We start from the raw sequence: 16771 nt of genomic DNA, 5'->3' as shown, positions 1-16771 counted from the left end.
GGGACGTTCAGATCGCATCGCTGTCACGTTCGCCGGTCCGGATGCGGACCGCGGCGTCGATCGTCGACACGAAGATCTTGCCGTCGCCGATGCGGCCCGTGCGGGCGGCGGTGGCGATCGCCTCGACCACCCGGTCGGCCTGGTCGTCGTCGACGACGACCTCCAGCCGCACCTTGGGCAGGAAATCGACGACATATTCGGCGCCGCGATAGAGTTCGGTATGGCCCTTCTGCCGACCGAAGCCCTTGGCCTCGGTCACGGTGATGCCGCTGACACCGACCTCGTGCAGCGCCTCCTTCACCTCGTCGAGCTTGAATGGCTTGATAACGGCTTCGATCTTCTTCACGCACTGCCCCCGAAGCTCTGATGCTGAATGCCTAGCACAGGCCGTGCCAGTCTTGGAACGCGGCTTTTCGCAGGTGCGAAGGGATTTTCGGCTCCGGATGCTGCCCAAACGCGGGGCAGCTGGTCAATTTGCGGGCAAATCAGGCCGTCGTCGCCAGTCCGCCGTCGCACGCGATGACGCTGCCCGTGACGAAGCTCGACGCGCGCGACGAGAGGTAGATGGCCAGCCCCGCCATGTCGTGCGGCGCGCCGCGGCGGTGCATCGGGGTCGCGGCCATCGTCGCCTGCGCGTCCTCCTCGTTGATCGCGGCGGTCATCTTCGACGGGAAGTAGCCCGGCGCGATGGCGTTGACCGCGATGTGCTTGGGCGCCAGATATTTCGCCATCATCTTGGTCAGGTGGATCACCGCGGCCTTGGACGCGGCATAGCTGTAGGTCTCGAGGCCCGAGACGTGCAGCCCGTCGATCGACGCGATGTTGATGACGCGCGCGAAGCCATCCTCGCTGCCCGCCGCTTCCAGCCGGGCGCCAAGCCGCTGCGTCAGGAAGAAGATCGACTTGACGTTGAGGTCCATGACCTTGTCCCAGCCGCTCTCCGGAAACTCGCCGAACTTCGCGCCCCACGACGCGCCGGCGTTGTTGACGAGGATGTCGAGGTGGTTCTCGCGCGCCTCGAACTCGGCGGCGAAGCGCTCGACCTCGTCCATCTTCGACAGGTCGGCGGGGATCGAGATGCACTCGCCGATCTCGCTGAGCTTGGCTGCCAGCCCGTCGCAGACCGCGGCGTTGCGCGAGGTGATGTAGACGCGCGCGCCGTTCTCGACATAGCCGCGGGCGATCATCTCTCCGATGCCGCGGCTGCCGCCGGTGACGATCGCTACCTTGCCGCGCACGCTGAACATGTCTTCGATTTTCAGGGTCATGCTGGCTCCGGTCAGATGGGTTCGCCCGCCGCGCGGGCACGCTCGATGCGTGTCGCCTCGGCTTCGGGCAGCTTGCGATAGACGAGGTAGAGGCAGATCAGCGTGATCGGTGCGGCAAGCAGCAGCGACAGGATGCCGATGCTGAGGTCGCCGGTCACCTTGGAGATCTTGCCGGCGAAATACGGTCCCAGCCCCAGCCCGATCATCGTCGTGCCGATGAAATAGGTGGCGGTCGCCGCACCCCGCATGCGCGGCAGCACGAGATCCTGCGACGTCGCCGCCGCGATCCCGACATAGATGCTGCCGAACAGCGCCGGGCCGATGTTGAGCAGGAAGAACAACGGTAGCGAGTCGGTCGTGTACTGGAAGATGATGAAGGGCGCGGGCACCAGCGTCGCGAGCACCGCGACCATGATCCGCCCGCCCGGATTGCCGCGCTTGACCTTGTCGGACATCGCGCCGCCGATGACGACGCCCAGGAAGCCGCCGAGCGCCGCCATGCCGCCCAGCGTCAGTGCGATGAACTCGGTGGTGCCGTACCACGGCGGCGCGATGCCCGCCTCCGCGAGCGGCGCGACGAAGGTGCGGATGGCATAGGGCACCGCCCAGAAGCCCAGCGCATAGCCCTTGAAGGCGATGCTGCCGAAGGCGACGAGCGCGAGGATGAAGGTCGGCGTGCCCCAGATCAGCGCGAAGGTCGGCGGGTCGCGCTCCTTCAGCGACTGCGCCCAGCTGGCGACCGCATAGGCGCCGGTGCCGAGCGCCAGCCACTGCGGCAGGTCGCCGGTCAGCGCGATCATCGCGCTGGCGATACCCGTGACCAGCGCCGCCAGTGCGATGTTGCGAAGCAGCGCCTTCGTGCCGAACTGCGCGATGTGGAAGAAGGTCAGCGGCGGCAGCACGCTCGACAGGTCGTGCCAGAAGCGGCGCCACACGTCGGGGACGGGTACCGGCGGCGGCAGATTGTCGGCACGGCCGCGGATCGGCTCCTTCAGCGTGGCGACCCAGATCGCGAGCAGCAGGCCGGGCAGGCCGACCGCCATGAACGCCGCCTGCCAGCCGACCAGGCCGAGCGGCCCGCCGCCCGGAAAGGCGTTGTTCCACGCCTTGACGACGACCGCGCCGATCAGCAGCGAAACGCCCCCTCCGATGTACAGGCCGCTCGAGTAGATCGCGAGGGCGGTGGCGCGGCGCTCCTTCGGGAACCAGTCCGACAGCATCGAGAAGGCGCTGGGGCTGGCCGACGCCTCGCCGATACCGACGCCGACGCGCGCGACGCTGAGCTGGGTGAAGTTGTTGGCGAAGCCCGACAGCATCGTCATGCCCGACCAGACCGCGAGGCCGATCGACAACAGCCGCGTGCGGATCCAGTTGTCGGCCAGCCGCCCCAGCGGGATGCCGAACAGCGCATAGAAGACCGCGAAGGCGGTACCGTACAGGAAGCCGAGCTCGGTATCGGTCAGGCCCAGGTCGGCCTTGATGTCCTCCGCCAGGATCGAGAGGATCTGGCGGTCGACGAAATTGACGACATAGACCAGCACCATGACGAACAGCACGTACCAGGCGTAGCGCCCGCCGACGGGTGGAAAGTCGGCGGCCGGGCCATCGACCTTTGGCGGCACTATCATGTCGGTCATGCAGTCTCCCCGCGGACATGGCCCTCGTGGCGGGGCGTTGTGCCTTGGCTAGCAGGGGCTTGGGCGTGCGGAAAGCCTCAATCCAATGAGTAACGCTCGATGATGCGGTAGTCGGCGCCGTCGTGGCCCAGCGTGCTTTCGTAAAGCGCGAAGTGATCGACGCGGAAGCCGATGCCGGTCAGCGGTACGGCGGGGACGAAGCCCGCCGCCCCGACCTGCTCGCGGCCGAAGCGCGCGATGGTGATGTGCGGGTGATAGGCGCGCGTGTCGGGCGGCACCCCGGCGCGGCGCAGCGCGGCGTCGACCTTGTGGTGCAGCGCGGCGATCGGCGGATAGGGCGCGACGCCGATCCACAATGTGTCGATGCGCCCGCGTTTGTCGAAGACGCCCGGTGCAGAGAGCGTCGCGTCGAACCCCGGGTGGTGGACGCCGCCCAGCGCGGCAGCGATGTCCTGCCCTGCATGCCGGTCGACCTCGCCGATGAAGCGCAGGGTGGAGTGCAGCTGGTCGTCGCGCTGCCAGCGCGCGCCCGCGACGCCGCCCATCGCGGCCAGCAGCGCGTCGCGGACGTGCGGCGGCGGCGGGACCGCGACGAACAGCCTATGCACGGCGCCGCGCGTCGGTGACGCGGAAGCGCCACGCCATCACGGCCGCGGCGACGACTGCGGCGGCGCACTGCCACAGTGCGTTGGGCCCGGTGCCGCCCGCCGATAGCGTGGAGACGACGCGCAGCACCGCGAGCAGCGCCAGCGTCGCCAGCACGATGCGCTGCCGCGTCCGCCCCGCGACGCCGTCGATGATGACGACCGCGAGCCACGCCGCAGCGGCGCTGGCGAGCAGCAGGAGGAACGGCGCAACGGCGGCGAACCACCTCTGGCCCGACAGCGCCCGGACCATCGCCCACAGGATCGGCACCGCGAGCGAACTGGCGAGGAGGGTCGCCGCCAGCCCCGCGATGATGCTCCCGATCTTGCCGAGCACGCGCTGGTCGCTCATTTGGCGGGCAGCCGGTCGAGCGCCCTGGTCACCGTCGGCAGGATGCCGCGCACGATCACCGCGACGCCGGCCTTCGACGGGTGGAGCCCGTCCGCGAGCTGCAGGCCGCGCCCGCCGACGACGCCGTTCATGAAAAACGGGTACAGCGCCGCGCCGTGCTTCTTCGCGAGATCGGGATAGATCGCGTTGAACTCGCGCGCATAGCCGGGCCCGAGGTTGGGCGAGGCGAGCATGCCCGCCAGCACGACGGGCACGCCCTGCTTCTTGAGCTCGGTCAGGATCGCGTCGAGATTGGCGCGTGCAGCGAAGGGCGGCTGGCCGCGCAGCATGTCGTTGGCGCCGAGCTCGACGATCGCCAGGTCGGGCTTGGTCTTCAGACCCTTGAGCACCCAGGCGAGCCGCGCGCGGCCCTGCGCGCTCGTGTCGCCCGACACCCCAGCATTGTGGACGCGCACCTGCCGCCCGGTCATGCGCAGCGCCGCCTCGAGCTGCGGCGCGAAGCCGTCCTGCGGCCCCAGCTGGTACCCCGCAGTCAGCGAATCGCCGAACGCCAGGATGGTGCGGACCGGCGCCGCGACCGCTGCCTGCGACATCATCGCCAGTGCGCCCGCGACGAACAGCTTACAAATTCGGCGCAACCCGCCATATCCATCCAACACACTCAGCCTTCCGAAAGTCTGCATGACCCCCGATATCGTCATCGACGCGAAGAATGTCACCCTGCGGCTGGGTCGCGGCGATGCCGCGGTCGACGTGCTGCGCGGCATCGACCTGTCCGTCGGCGCCGGCGAGCGCGTCGCGATCCTGGGCGCGAGCGGATCGGGCAAGTCGTCGCTGATGGCGGTGCTGAGCGGGCTAGAGCGTGCCAGCGGCGGCACGGTGCGCGTTGCGGGGCAGGATTTCGGGACGCTCGACGAGGACGGGCTGGCGCGCGCGCGGCGCGGCCGCATCGGCATCGTGCTGCAGGCCTTCCACCTGATCCCGACGATGACGGCGCTGGAGAATGTCGCGGTGCCGCTCGAACTCGCCGGCCGCGCCGATGCGTTCGCGGCGGCGCAGGCCGAGCTGGAAGCGGTCGGTCTCGGCCACCGCCTGACGCATTACCCGACGCAGCTTTCGGGGGGCGAGCAGCAACGCGTCGCCATCGCGCGCGCCACCGCGCCACGCCCCATCCTGCTGTTCGCCGACGAGCCGACGGGCAACCTCGACGCCTCGACCGGCGGGGGGATCGTCGAACTGATCTTCGCGCGCGCGGCAGAGACGGGGGCGACCCTGGTGCTGATCACGCATGACGCGTCGCTGGGGAGCCGGTGCGGGCGGGTGATCGAGATGAAGGACGGCGTCGTCGTGCGGGACGCTGCGACCTGATGCTGGCCCTCCGTCTCGCGCTGCGCGAACTTCGCGGCGGCCTGTCGGGCCTGCGCCTGCTCGCGATCTGCCTCGTCCTCGGCACGCTGGCGCTGGCCGGGGTCGGCAGCCTGTCGAGCGCGATCCGCTCCGGCCTCGCCGACAACGGCCAGACCATCCTCGGCGGCGACATCGAGGCGCGGCTGACGCAGCGCAGCGCGACCCCAGAGGAGCGCGCTGCACTGGCGAAGCTGGGCCGCGTTTCGGAGGTCGTGCGCCTGCGCGCGATGGCGGGCCGGGCAGGGGCCGATGTCCGTGTCCTCGCCGAGCTCAAGGCGGTGGACACCGCTTACCCGTTGGTCGGGACATTCTCCCTCGCCAACGGCGCGACGCTTGCCCCCGGAACCGTCGCCCCCAGCGTGGCGCTTGCCGAGCGCCTCGGCGTCAAGGCGGGCGACACGCTGAGCATCGGCACCGCCACCTTGCGCGTCGCGGGCATCGTCGGAGTCGAGCCCGACAAGGCAGGGGAGGGCTTCGGCTTCGGCCCCGGGCTCGTCATGCGGCTGGACGACCTGCAACGGACCGGCCTGATCGCGCCGGGCAGCCTGTTCCGCTCGCAGTACCGCGTTCTCCTGCCCAGCGGTGTCAGCCCCAAGGCCGCGACCGCGCAGCTGCGCGCCGCCGCGCCCGACGCCGGGTGGCAGATCGGCGACCGCGACAACGCCGCGCCCGGCACGCGCCAGTTCGTCGACCGGCTCGGCCAGTTCCTGACTTTGGTGTCGCTGACCGCGCTGGTCGTCGCGGGCGTCGGTGTCGGCAACGGCGTCGCGGCCTATCTCGACGCCAAGTCGGGGACCATCGCGACGCTGAAGTCGGTCGGGGCCGACGGCGGGCTGATCTTCCGCTCCTACCTGCTGCAGATCGGCGTCGTCGCACTCGCGGCGGTCGCGGTCGGCGCGGGGCTGGGGGCGGCGGTGCCGTTCCTCATGGTCGCAGTCGCCGGCGACGCGCTGCCCGTGCCGCCGGCGCTCGGCATCTATCCGGTGCCGCTGCTGACTGCGGGCGCCTACGGCCTGCTCATCGCGCTCGCCTTCGCGTTGTGGCCACTGGCGCGCGCCCGCGCGATGCCCGCCGCGCGCCTGTTCCGCGACGCGACCGAAAGCGGGCCGCGGCCGGGCAACGGCACGCTCGCGCTGATCGCGCTGGCGGGCGCGGCGATCGTCGGCCTCGCGGTAGGGCAGGCGAACGACCGGCTGTTCGCGCTGGGCTTCATCGGCGGCGCGCTGGCGCTGCTGCTGGCACTCGGCGCGCTGGCGGCACTGATCCGCTTCGTCGCAGCGCGCCTTCCGCGGCCCAAGGGACCGCTCGCCCGCCTCGCGCTCGGCAATCTTCACCGACCCGGCGCGCTGACCCGCCAGCTGGTGGTCGCGCTCGGCCTCGGCCTGACACTGTTCGCGACGCTCAGCGTCATCGAGGCCAATCTCGGCGCGCAGATCGAACGCTCGCTGCCCAAGCGCGCGCCCAGCTTCTTCGTCATCGACGTGCCGACCGAAGGGCTCGACCAGTTCCGCACGCTTGTCCGGACAACCGCCCCCGGCGCCACCCTGCGTACCGTGCCGTCGCTGCGCGGGCCGGTGACCGCGGTGAAGGGCGTGCCCGTCGCCCGCCTCAAGAACCTGCCCGAGGACGCGTGGATCCTGCGCGGCGACCGTGGCCTTAGCTACGCCGCCGACTTCCCGCCGAACAATGTGCTGACCGCCGGCAAGTGGTGGCCGAAGGACTATGCCGGCCCGCCGCTGATCTCGATCGACGAGGTCGCGGCCAAGGCGCTGGGGCTCAAGATCGGCGACACGCTGACCATGTCGGTGCTGGGCGTCGAGGTCACCGCGACCATCGCGAGCTTCCGCAAGATCGACTGGCAGAGCCTGGGGTTCAACTTCGCCATCCTGTTCACGCCGGGCACGCTGGAGGCCGCGCCGCACAGCTGGATGGCGACGATCGCGATGCAGCCTCCCCAGGAGCGCGGCTTCCAGGCGGCGATGACGTGGACCTTCCCGACCGCGTCGACCGTGCGCGTCGCCGACGTGCTGGGGCAGGTCTCGACCCTGCTCGGCCAGCTGTCGGCGGCGATCCGCGCGGCAGGGTCGCTGACGCTCGCAGCGGGCATCGCGGTGCTGATCGGCGCGCTCGCCGCTGGCCGCCGGGCGCGGACCTACGATGCCGTGCTGCTCAAGGTGCTGGGCGCGACCCGCGGCCAGGTGGCGCGCGCCACCCTGCTCGAATACGCGGTGCTCGGCGGCATCGTCGCGGGCGTCGCGATGCTGCTCGGCACGGCCGCGGGCTGGTACGTCGTCGTGCAGGTGTTCAAGCTGGCGTGGCAGCCGGCGTGGGGGCCTGTCGTGCTGACCGTCGTCGCAGGCGGCGTGCTGACCGTGCTGCTCGCGCTGGCGGGCAGCTGGCGGGCATTGTCGGCGCGGCCCGCGAGCGTGCTGCGCACCCTGTAACGCCCCCTTGAAAGCGTGGCGACAACCGCCGATATTGCTCCATGTATCGGCAAGGATGCCGGACAAGGGAGAGAGATTTCAGATGGCCAATCAGTTCGACCCCCGTATCGCCTATCCGCGGGCGACCGGCGTGGCGGCAGGTGACGCCAGCTACGACGCGGGCCTGCGGTCCTATATGCTGTCGGTCTACAACTACATGGCGTCCGGCGTGCTGCTGACCGGCGTCGTCGCGCTGCTGTTCGCGCGCGGCGGGGCCGAGAGTTGGGCCGCGCAGATCTTCATGCAGCCCGGCATCCTGAAGTGGATCGTCATGCTGGCGCCGTTCGCGCTGGTCATGGTGCTCAGCTTCGGCATCAACAAGCTGTCGGAGACGCAGGCCAAGGGGCTGTTCTGGCTCTATGCCGCGCTGATGGGCGCTTCGCTGTCGACGATCCTGCTGGTCTATACCGGCGCGTCGGTGGCCAGTACCTTCTTCGCGACCGCGGCCGGCTTCGGCGCGCTCAGCCTGTACGGCTACACGACGAAGCGCGACCTGTCGGGCATGGGCAAGTTCCTGCTGATGGGCCTGGTCGGCCTGATCATCGCCAGCCTGATCAACGTGTTCACCCAGTCGAGCACGATGTCGCTGATCATCTCGGTCGTCGGCGTGTTCCTGTTTGCCGGCCTGACCGTGTACGACACGCAGAAGATCAAGGAGATGTACTACCAGGTCCAGGGCAGCGAGATGATCGGCAAGACGATCATCATGGGCGCGCTGACGCTGTACCTCGACTTCATCAACCTGTTCCTGTTCCTCCTGCGCTTCATGGGCGACCGCCGCTAACCGGCACGTCTGAGCAAACAGAGAGGCCCGGCGGAGCGATCCGCCGGGCCTTTTTGTTTGGGTCCTGCGGGGAGCGAGTTCAGGTCCGCGACGGGCCGCTCAGCCTGACGTCCGGGGCCACCGCGGTATCCGCAGGTGCATGCGGCTCGCTGCCGTTCAGCCGCGACGGCGCGCGCTTCTCGGCCGTCCCCGCGAGCATCTCGTCGAGCGACTTGCCCCCCATGCCGAGCTCCCCCATCAGCCCGTCGATGAGCGGCCCGCCGACGCGGTAGCGCATCGCCGCAGCGACCGCGGCATCGGCGAGATTGCCGTTGCCGCCCGACGCATCGCCGGCACCGCCATCGCCGTGCAGGCCGCGCGCATCGACGATGCTGATGCGGTCGATCTGCTCCATCGGCTTGCTGGCCGCGGCGATGATCTCGGGCAGGGCATTCAGGATCGCCTGGCGCATCAGCAGGGCGGTCTGCTCGCTGCTCAGCACGTTGGTCGCCTCGTTCAGCGCGGTCTTGCCGGCCGCGTCGACCCTGAACGCCGCGGCCCGGCCTTCGGCGCGCGCCTTTTCGGCGTCGGCATCGGCGACGGCCTCGGTGCGCAGTGCCGAGGCGCGCGCTTCCGCGGCTTCCTTCTCGGCAGTCGCGGCGACGGTAATGCTGACCGCCTGTTCCTCGGCCTTTTGCGTCGCGGCGATGACCGCGACGTTGCGGTTGCGGTTGGCGATTTCGGTCGCCTTGGCGGTCGCGACGCTCTCTTCGGCGCGGATCGCATGCGCGCGCGCCTCGTTTGCGGCGGCGGTCGCGGTCGACTCCTCCTCCGACTTCTGCGCGGTCTGCACCGCGGTGGTGATGCGCGCGAGCTCGATGTTGCGGTCGCGCTCGATCGTCGCGGTCTGGATCGCGCCGTCGCGCACGATGGTCGCGGTCTGGACGATCTTGTCGGCCTCGGTCTGCGCGACGGCCTGCGCCTGCGTCGCGGTGATCCGGGCGATCTCGGCAAGCCGCGTCTGCTCGGCCTCGGCGGTGGCGATCGCGGTCGCCTGCTCGGCACGCCGCGCCGCCAGCGTCTGCTCCTGCGTCAGCCGCGCCTGCTCGGCGGCCTGCGCGATCTCGAGCGACTGGTTGTTGGCGTCGAGGTTGCGCTGCTCGATCTCGACCCGGTTGGTGGTGACGATGTCGTTGCGGATCTTCTTCCGCTCCTCGATCGTGCGGGTCAGCACGGTCAGGCCTTCGGCGTCGAAGGCATTGTTCTCGTTGAAATGCTCGAACGCGGTCTGGTCGAAGTGGGTGATGCTGACCGACTCGAGCTGGAAGCCGTTCATGTCAAGGTCGGTGGTCAGCGCCTCCTGAACCTTCTGGATGAAGTCGGCGCGGTTGGCGTGGAGATGCTCCATCGTCATCGTCGCGGCGACCGAGCGCAGCGCCGAGACCAGCTTGCCGTCAAGCAGGGCCTTGACCGCCTCGGGGCTGTTGACCGCCTCGCCGAGCGTCTGCGCCGCTGCCGCGATCGATTGCGCGTCGGGCTTCACCTTGATGTGAAACAGCCCGACGACGTCGACGCGCAGCTTGTCGAGGGTGATCAGCGCGTCCTTGTTGAGGCGCGATACCTCGAGCTTCACGGTCGTCAGGCGGACCTGCATCAGTTCGTGCAGGACGGGGATGACCATGATGCCGCCGTTCAGCACGACCTTCTCGCCGCCGAAGCCGGTGCGGATCAGCGCCACGTCCTTCGTGGCGCGCCGGTAAAGTCGTGTCAGGATGACCCCGATGACGACCAGCGCGACGAGCACGATGCCCGCGTAAACGAGGATATTGATCAAAGACTCAGGCACGCCCACCCCCCCCGGATCGCCGCTATCGGCGAAAGCTCAGATCGATCTTAATGCGGCGTCGGCATCCCGCAAACCGAAGAACGTCGTGCCCTGCTTGCGCACGAGCAGCGCGGTTTCGCCCTGCTCGATGAACTCGGCATCCTCGTGCGGCTCGACCATGACGTAATGCGCCTGGTTGTGCCGGTCGACGACCCGGGCACGCGCCGGATGCCCGCGGCGGGCGACGCCTTCCAGCACGGTGCCGCGGCGCATCAGCAGCTCGTCGGCGGAGATGACGGTCGATTCATAGCCCGGCAGGATCCTGACCAGCCCGCGCGATACGGCGGCGTTGAGCACGGCGGCGAGCGGAAAGGCGATTGCCCCGGCGACCACGCCGCTCAACGGCGCGCCCGCGACCGCCGTGACGATCTGCTGCAGCGCCACGCCGGTCAGCGAAAAGCACGCGAGCAGCGCGATGAGCCACACCAGCAGCGGGATCTCGACCCCCAGGCCCAGCCAGCCGAGCAGCGTCGAGCCGCCGGTGTCGGTCTCGATATCGGTCTCCGGATGGTCGATGCCGAAGCCCAAAAGCTCGATCAGGCCAACGCCGATCATGACCGCGAACGCAACCGTGAACGGCGCATAGGCTGAGGTGAGCAGCAGCGTCAGCACTCTATTCCTCCAGCTCCGTATTGCTCAGGCGTTTCGGATGGTTACGGCTAGCACAGCGTCATGACGCGCGCATCGCTTTCGTAAGACACTCGGGCCCCCTGCTTCCCGCCGCCGGTGCGATGCGCTAGCAGCACGCCCATGAAAATCGCCTTCATCGGGCTCGGCCACATGGGCTCGGGCATGGCTGCAAATCTCGAGAAGGCGGGGCATCAGGTCTGTGCCTTCGACCTCGACGAAGCGGCGCTCGAGCGGGCGGTGGCGGATGGCTGCCACCGCGCGGGGTCGGTGACGCAGGCAGTCGGCGGGGCCGACGCGGTGGTCACCATGCTGCCTGCCGGGCGGCACGTCCGCAGCGTTTACGAGGACGAGGTGTTCGCCGCGACGCACCGCGGGGTGATCCTGATCGACTGCTCGACGATCGACGTCGCGACCGCCAAGGCGGTCCACGGCGAGGCCGCGTCGCGGGGGCTGGCGATGGTCGACGCGCCGGTCTCGGGCGGCACCGCGGCGGCGCAGGGCGGCACGCTGACCTTCATGTGCGGCGGCAGCGAGCACGCATTCGCGGCGGCGCGGCCGATCCTCGAGGCGATGGGCAAGGCGGTGATCCACGCCGGGCCTGCGGGCATGGGTCAGGCGGCGAAGATCTGCAACAACATGATCCTGGGCGCGACGATGGTTGCGACTGCCGAGGCGTTCGTGCTGGCCGAGAAGCTCGGCCTCGATGCGCAGACCTTCTTTGACATCAGCTCGAAGGCGAGCGGCCAGTCGTGGTCGATGACGAGCTATTGCCCCGTCCCCGGCCCGGTACCCGCCGCACCCTCGAACCGCGACTATGCCGGCGGCTTCGGCGCGGCGCTGATGCTCAAGGACCTGAAACTCGCGCTCGAGGCGGCGAGCGGCGCCGGGGCGAGCGTGCCGATGGGCGCGCAGGCGGAGGCGCTTTATCAGATGTTCGTCGGGCTCGGCGGCGGCGGGCGGGACTTCTCGGGGATCGTCAAGCTGCTCGACGGGACCTGGCGGGATTAGCTGCACCGCCCCGCGCCGGGGCCCTTCACGAACCGCCCCGCCTTGGCGCCCGTCGGCTCGCCGTCCTTCAGCACCTGCACGCCGTTGACGAAGACATGCGCGACGCCGGTCGAGAAGACCTGCGGCTTGGCATAGGTCGCGCGGTCGCCGAGGCCCGCGGGGTCGAACACCACGATGTCGGCGAAGGCGCCTGCCTGCAGCCGCCCGCGGTCCTTCAGGCCCAAATTATCGGCCGGAAAGCTGGTCAGGCGGCGGATCGCGTCGGGCAGGGTGGTTGCCTTCTCGTCGCGGACATATTTGCCCAGCAGGCGCGCGACATTGCCATAGGCGCGCGGGTGGGTGCTCGACTGCAAGAACACGCCCTCGGGAGCCTGGCCCTCGGCGTCGGAGCCGAACGCCATCCACGGCAGGCCAACCTGGCGGCGGACATTGGCCTCGTCCATCAGGAAATAGGCGGTCGAGACGCGGCTGCCGTCCTCGATCACCAGGTCGACGATCGTGTCCTCCGGGCTGGTGCCACGCGCTTTCGCGACCTCGGCGAGCGTCTTGCCGGTCAGGGGCTTCAGCTTCGGGTTCTTGAAGCCGAGGAACAGCACGCGGTCGGCGCTGCCGGTGGCGAGGCGCAGGTTTTCCCAATCCTTTCCCGGCTGCTTCATCTCGGCGATCACTCGGGCGCGGGTCGCCGGGTCGCGCAGCCGCTCGGCCCATTTGTCGTAGCCGCCGGCCTGCACCCAGGTCGGCATCGCCGCATCGAGCCCCGTCGCGCCGGCGGTGTAGTTGTACATGTCGGCGGTGATGCGGATGCCCTTGGCACGCGCCGCCTCGACGCGGGCGATGACGGTGTCGAGCTTGCCCCAGTTGGCCTGGCCGGCCTGCTTGAGGTGATAGATCTCCGCCGGGCCGCCCGACGCCCGCGCGATCTCGATGAGTTCGTCGACCGCCTCGACCAGCCGGTCGCCTTCGGAGCGCATGTGGCTGATGTACATGCCGCCGCACTTCGCGCTCTCGGTCGCCAGCGCGATCAGTTCGGGGGTCTCGGCATAGCTCGCGGGCGCGTAGATCAGCGAGCTGCCGACCCCCAGCGCACCCTCGTTCATCGCCTCGCGCACTAGCTTGCGCATCGCATCGAGCTGCTCAGGGTTGGGATCGACATCGTCGAAGCCGAGCACGTTCTCGCGCACCGTCGCTGCGCCGACGAAGCTCGCGACGTTGGGCGCGATGCCGCGTCCCTCCAGCATCGCCAGATACTCGCCCAGCGTCGTCCAGGTGATCGGATACTTGATGTCGGACTGCTGCTTGAGCGCATAGTCCTTGAGCGCCGGGCTGAGCGGCCCCATCGACTCGCCTTCGCCCATCACCTCGAGCGTCACACCCTGCTTGATGTCGCTGACCGCGCGACCGTCGGCGATCAGGCTTTCGGTCGACCAGCTGAGCATGTTGATGAAGCCGGGGGCGACCGCCATGCCCTTCGCGTCGATCCGGTTGCGCGCGAGGTTGACGGGTTCGCCGCGGCCGACCCCGACGATGCGATCACCGTCGACGAGCACGAAGCCCCTGAACGGCTCGCCGCCGAGCCCGTCGTAGATCAGCGCATTCTCGATCTGCAGACTGAAGATGTGCGGGGTGCTGGCCATCGCCGACCCGCCGAGCAGCATTGCCGCGACCAACCAACGCATGACCTGCCCCCGCTACCGCCGTCGTGCGTCGATGCTATAGCCGCCTTTCCGGGAGTTCAAATCGCATGCTGGCACGCCGCTTCCTCTACATCGTCGCTGCGGTGATCGTGCTGGTCATCGCGGGCGCCTTCGCCTGGGCCCTGTTCGGCAACCAGTTGCTGCGCGCCGCCCTCGTCCCGACGGTCGAGTTCGCCGCGAGCCCGCAGGACGACCGCCCCGACTATGCGCAGGTCACCGGCTGGGACGCGCACCCCGACATCCCGAACAATCCCGCCCGCTGGACCCCGGCGGGATACAAGCCCGCGCCGAAGCCGCTGGCGGCGGTGTTCTTCATCACCCCGACCGCGTATCTCGGCCGCGACCGCTGGAACATGCCGTTCGGCGACAGCGCGACCAACACCCGCCTCGCGCTCTACCTGCAGGGGCAGGCGAGCACGCTGAACGGCGTCGGCGCGATCTGGGCGCCGCGCTACCGCCAGGCGGCGTTCGGCGCCTTCCTCGCGGACTCACCCGATGCGCGCGCGGCGATCGACCTCGCCTATTCGGACGTGGTGCGCGCCTGGGATGCCTTCGTCGCCGCCAACCCCGACCGCCCGATCATCCTTGCGGCGCACAGCCAGGGCTCGCTCCATTTGCTGCGCCTGATGAAGGAAAAGCTGGCCGGCACGCCCGTGCTCAAGCGCGTCGTCGTCGCCTATGTCGTCGGCTGGCCGATCTCGGTCGAAGCCGACCTGCCGGCGCTGGGACTGCCGGCGTGCACCGCCGCCGGGCAGACCGGGTGCATCCTCAGCTGGCAGAGCTTCGCCGAGCCCGCCGAGCCCGAGGCGATCCGCGAGGCCTTCGACGCGCTGCCCAGCCTGACCGGCCAGCCCCGCGCCGGCACGCGTATCCTGTGCTCGAACCCGCTGCTCGGCCGCTCCGACAACGCGACGGTGCTGCCTGTCGCCAGCGCGCCGCTGCCTGTCGAGGATGCCCCCGATACGGCGGTGGTCGCGGAAGCCCCCGCCGGCGACGAGCTGGCCCCGCCCGAAGCCAACCTCGGCAGCCTTGTCCCCGGCGCGACGCTCGCCGATGCAACGCTCGTCGCGGGCGGGATCGGGGCGCAGTGCCTGCCGTCGGGCGTGCTGTCGATCGGCCTGCCGCCGGCGAAGTTCGACAATTACGTCCTGCCCGGCAACAACTACCACGTGTACGACTATGCGCTGTTCTGGGTGAACGTCCGCGCCGATGCCGAGGCGCGGATGAACGCCTGGCAGGCCGCACAGCCGGCCCCGCGCCGGCGCCGCTGAATGCTGGTCGACCGCGCCGGGTTCGGGGAGCTGGGGGGCGGCCGCTTGGCGGGCCTCGACGTCGGCACCAAGACGATCGGCATCGCCACCTGCGACGCGGGCTGGACCTATGCCAGCCCGCACTCGACGCTGAAGCGCGTGAAGTTCACCCCCGACCTCGCGGCGCTCAAGGTGCTGCTCGACCGCGAACGCATCGTGGGGCTGGTCGTCGGCCTGCCGCTCAGCATGGACGGCAGCGACTCCCCGCGTACCCAGTCGGTGCGCGCCTTCGCCCGCGCCATCGCCGAGCCGCTGGCCCGCCCGCTGCTGCTGTGGGACGAGCGCTGGTCGACGCAGGCGGTCGAGCGCCAGATGATCGCCGACGACTGGAGCCGCGCGCGGCGGGCGGAGGCGATCGACGCGCACGCCGCCGCGCACATCCTGCAGGGGGCAATCGACGCGCTCACCCGGCAACCCTTGTTGCCGCCAGCCTGACCTTCGCGTAAGGCCCGCAGCACTCCCCACGATATAGAGACGCAAAACTACCCATGGGCTTCAAGCTTCCCGATCATAAAGACCGCCAGGGCGACGCCCTCAAGGCGCGCCAGGCCGCACTCGAAAAGTTCAAGGCGAAGGCCGCCGAGATCGACCCCGCCGCCGTTGCCGAGCGCGCCGCCGCCAAGGCCGCGACCGAGGCACGCCGCATGGCGGCCGCCGCCGAAAAGAAGGCCGCGCAGGAAGCCGCCAAGCAGGCGGCGATCGAGGCCAAGGAGGCCGCGCGCATCAAGGCCGAGGAAGACGCCAAGATCACCGAGGAAATGCGCGAAGCCGAGCGCAAGCGCCTGCGCGACGAGCGCTATGCCGCGCGCAAGGCCGCCAAGAAGCGGTGACCGAGTACCCGCGACCGCTCTCGTTCCAGAACCTGATCCTGACATTGCAGGATTACTGGGGCGCGCGCGGCTGCGTCGTGCTGCAGCCTTATGACGTCGAGGTCGGCGCGGGGACCTTCCACCCCGCGACCGTGCTGCGCGCGCTGGGGCCGAAGCCCTGGAATGCCTGCTACGTCCAGCCGTCGCGGCGGCCGAGCGACGGGCGCTACGGCGAGAACCCCAACCGGCTGGGCGCTTACTACCAGTTCCAGGTCATCCTGAAGCCGTCGCCTGCCGACATCGTCGACCAGTATCTCGGCAGCCTCGAAGCCATCGGCATCGACACCAACCTGCACGACATCCGTCTCGTCGAGGACGACTGGGAATCGCCGACTCTCGGCGCCTGGGGGCTGGGCTGGGAAGTCTGGTGCGACGGCATGGAGGTGAGCCAGTTCACCTATTTCCAACAGGTCGGCGGTCACGATTGTGCGCCGGTCTCGGGCGAGCTGACCTACGGGCTCGAGCGGCTGGCGACGTACATCCAGGGCAAGGATTCGGTCTACGACCTCGCCTACAACGACGCCGGCACGACCTATGGCGATGTGTTCCGCGACAACGAGCGCCAGTTCTCGGCGTACAGCTTCGAGGCGGCGAACACGGAGTTGCTGTTCCAGCAGTTCAAGGACGTCTCGGGCGAATGCCGCGCTCTCGTCGAACGCGGCTTGCCGCTGCCCGCCTACGACCAGGCGATCAAGGCGAGCCACATCTTCAACCTGCTCAACGCCCGCGGCGTGATCTCGGTCGCCGAGCGCGCGGCGTACATCGGGCGGGTGCGGGAGCTGACCAAGGCGGTGTGCGACGCCTATGTGGCGGGGGTGGGG

17 protein-coding genes are annotated in these 16771 nt (G+C 69.6%); 8 read left to right on the top strand and 9 right to left on the bottom strand.

Annotated elements, in window-relative coordinates; genetic code table 11:
- Nucleotides 1–7: 7 nt before the first annotated feature.
- The 6 genes from FMM06_RS09570 to FMM06_RS09545 all read right to left on the bottom strand — a co-directional run bounded on the left by FMM06_RS09570 (nucleotide 8) and on the right by FMM06_RS09545 (nucleotide 4497).
- Complete coding sequence (locus FMM06_RS09570) at nucleotides 8–346, bottom strand: P-II family nitrogen regulator (RefSeq protein WP_144237189.1); 339 nt, start codon at nucleotides 344–346, stop codon at nucleotides 8–10.
- 139 nt (nucleotides 347–485) lie between these two features.
- Complete coding sequence (locus tag FMM06_RS09565; RefSeq protein WP_144335422.1) at nucleotides 486–1262, bottom strand: SDR family oxidoreductase; 777 nt, start codon at nucleotides 1260–1262, stop codon at nucleotides 486–488.
- 17 nt (nucleotides 1263–1279) lie between these two features.
- The gene (locus FMM06_RS09560; RefSeq protein ID WP_328591552.1) at nucleotides 1280–2905 is read right to left on the bottom strand and encodes a spinster family MFS transporter; all 1626 of its coding nucleotides are present in this window, start codon (nucleotides 2903–2905) and stop codon (nucleotides 1280–1282) included.
- A gap of 77 nt (nucleotides 2906–2982) precedes the next feature.
- Nucleotides 2983–3513 (bottom strand): RNA 2',3'-cyclic phosphodiesterase, encoded by a 531-nt coding sequence (gene thpR, locus FMM06_RS09555; RefSeq protein WP_144237188.1) that lies wholly within the window; start codon nucleotides 3511–3513, stop codon nucleotides 2983–2985.
- Nucleotides 3506–3901: a hypothetical protein gene (locus FMM06_RS09550; RefSeq protein ID WP_144237187.1), complete on the bottom strand. Its 396-nt coding sequence runs from the start codon at nucleotides 3899–3901 to the stop codon at nucleotides 3506–3508. Before FMM06_RS09550 ends, thpR begins: the two co-directional genes overlap by 8 nt.
- Nucleotides 3898–4497 (bottom strand): arylesterase, encoded by a 600-nt coding sequence (locus FMM06_RS09545; protein ID WP_144335420.1) that lies wholly within the window; start codon nucleotides 4495–4497, stop codon nucleotides 3898–3900. Before FMM06_RS09545 ends, FMM06_RS09550 begins: the two co-directional genes overlap by 4 nt.
- 85 nt (nucleotides 4498–4582) lie before the next feature.
- Between FMM06_RS09545 and FMM06_RS09540 the strand changes: the two genes are divergently transcribed.
- The 3 genes from FMM06_RS09540 (at nucleotide 4583) to FMM06_RS09530 (ending at nucleotide 8575) form a co-directional block, all read left to right on the top strand.
- Complete coding sequence (locus FMM06_RS09540) at nucleotides 4583–5269, top strand: ABC transporter ATP-binding protein (RefSeq protein ID WP_144237186.1); 687 nt, start codon at nucleotides 4583–4585, stop codon at nucleotides 5267–5269.
- Nucleotides 5269–7752, top strand: coding sequence for an ABC transporter permease (locus FMM06_RS09535; RefSeq protein ID WP_235889260.1), 2484 nt, complete (start codon nucleotides 5269–5271; stop codon nucleotides 7750–7752). Before FMM06_RS09540 ends, FMM06_RS09535 begins: the two co-directional genes overlap by 1 nt.
- 82 nt (nucleotides 7753–7834) lie before the next feature.
- On the top strand, nucleotides 7835–8575 hold the full coding sequence (locus FMM06_RS09530) for a Bax inhibitor-1/YccA family protein (protein WP_144237185.1): 741 nt from the start codon (nucleotides 7835–7837) through the stop codon (nucleotides 8573–8575).
- Between the two features lie 79 nt (nucleotides 8576–8654).
- Here the strand turns inward: FMM06_RS09530 and FMM06_RS09525 are convergent, their stop codons facing one another.
- A complete protein-coding gene (locus FMM06_RS09525) occupies nucleotides 8655–10400 on the bottom strand; it encodes a flotillin family protein (RefSeq protein ID WP_144237184.1) in 1746 nt (581 codons plus the stop codon).
- Between the two features lie 36 nt (nucleotides 10401–10436).
- Nucleotides 10437–11051 (bottom strand): OB-fold-containig protein, encoded by a 615-nt coding sequence (locus FMM06_RS09520; RefSeq protein WP_144237183.1) that lies wholly within the window; start codon nucleotides 11049–11051, stop codon nucleotides 10437–10439.
- 138 nt (nucleotides 11052–11189) lie between these two features.
- Between FMM06_RS09520 and mmsB the strand changes: the two genes are divergently transcribed.
- Nucleotides 11190–12077 carry a 3-hydroxyisobutyrate dehydrogenase gene (gene mmsB / locus FMM06_RS09515; protein ID WP_144237182.1) on the top strand — a complete coding sequence of 296 codons (888 nt, stop codon included), beginning with the start codon at nucleotides 11190–11192 and terminating at the stop codon, nucleotides 12075–12077.
- Here the strand turns inward: mmsB and FMM06_RS09510 are convergent.
- Nucleotides 12074–13753 carry an N-acyl-D-amino-acid deacylase family protein gene (locus tag FMM06_RS09510; RefSeq protein WP_144237181.1) on the bottom strand — a complete coding sequence of 560 codons (1680 nt, stop codon included), beginning with the start codon at nucleotides 13751–13753 and terminating at the stop codon, nucleotides 12074–12076. The two genes, mmsB and FMM06_RS09510, sit on opposite strands and share 4 nt — an antisense overlap.
- A gap of 65 nt (nucleotides 13754–13818) precedes the next feature.
- On the opposite strand from FMM06_RS09510, the gene FMM06_RS09505 reads away from it, so the two are divergent.
- The 4 genes from FMM06_RS09505 to FMM06_RS09490 form a co-directional block, all read left to right on the top strand.
- On the top strand, nucleotides 13819–15042 hold the full coding sequence (locus tag FMM06_RS09505; protein ID WP_144237180.1) for a DUF3089 domain-containing protein: 1224 nt from the start codon (nucleotides 13819–13821) through the stop codon (nucleotides 15040–15042).
- On the top strand, nucleotides 15043–15516 hold the full coding sequence (gene ruvX / locus FMM06_RS09500; protein WP_144237179.1) for a Holliday junction resolvase RuvX: 474 nt from the start codon (nucleotides 15043–15045) through the stop codon (nucleotides 15514–15516).
- Between the two features lie 53 nt (nucleotides 15517–15569).
- Nucleotides 15570–15911, top strand: coding sequence for a DUF6481 family protein (locus tag FMM06_RS09495; protein WP_144237178.1), 342 nt, complete (start codon nucleotides 15570–15572; stop codon nucleotides 15909–15911).
- A partial coding sequence (locus FMM06_RS09490) for a glycine--tRNA ligase subunit alpha (protein ID WP_144237177.1) occupies nucleotides 15908–16771 on the top strand: 864 nt, incomplete at its 3' end. The genes FMM06_RS09495 and FMM06_RS09490, both read left to right, overlap by 4 nt.

Origin of the sequence: Glacieibacterium frigidum (genome assembly GCF_007097155.1) — a bacterium.
GTDB classification, from domain to species: domain Bacteria; phylum Pseudomonadota; class Alphaproteobacteria; order Sphingomonadales; family Sphingomonadaceae; genus Glacieibacterium; species Glacieibacterium frigidum.
The sequence above is the reverse complement of the archived record's forward strand: the minus strand, read 5'-3'. Positions and strand labels throughout refer to the sequence as shown.